Annotated in this window: 1 protein-coding gene; it reads left to right on the top strand. The window is 74.1% G+C overall.

Features of this window, described 5'->3' with window-relative positions:
* A partial coding sequence (locus tag Q7A36_RS40885) for an IS66 family transposase zinc-finger binding domain-containing protein (RefSeq protein WP_305109492.1) occupies positions 1 to 464 on the top strand: 464 nt, incomplete at both ends.

Below are 464 nucleotides of genomic sequence, written 5' to 3'. Positions count from 1 at the left end.
GCCTCCGGCGCCGAGGCGATGGTGGCGCACCTCAAGCTGCTGATCGCCCGCCTCAAGCGCGACAAGTATGGCGCCTCCTCCGAGCGCGGCCGCAAGCTGATCGACCAGCTGGAACTCGAGCTCGGCGAGCTGGTGGCGGCCGCCAGCGAGGACGCCGCCAAGGCGGAGAAGGCCGCCGACAAGGAGGGCCGCCCCCGCCGTCCTGACAGCCCGCCCCGCGGCCAGCCAGTGCGCGCGCCCCTGCCGGCGCACCTGCCGCGCGAGCGGGTGGTCCTGCCGTCGCCGGCCGCCTGCCCCTGCTGCGGCGGCAAGCTGTCCAAGCTGGGCGAGGACACCACGGAGACGCTCGAGGTCGAGCCCATCAAGTGGAAGGTGATCCAGACCGTCCGCGAACGGTTCTCCTGCCGCTCCTGCGAGACCGTCACCCAGCCGCCGGCACCCTTCCACCCCATCGCCCGCGGCCG

Origin of the sequence: Paracraurococcus lichenis (genome assembly GCF_030657435.1) — a bacterium.
Lineage (GTDB): Bacteria > Pseudomonadota > Alphaproteobacteria > Acetobacterales > Acetobacteraceae > Paracraurococcus > Paracraurococcus lichenis.
The sequence above is the reverse complement of the archived record's forward strand: the minus strand, read 5'-3'. Positions and strand labels throughout refer to the sequence as shown.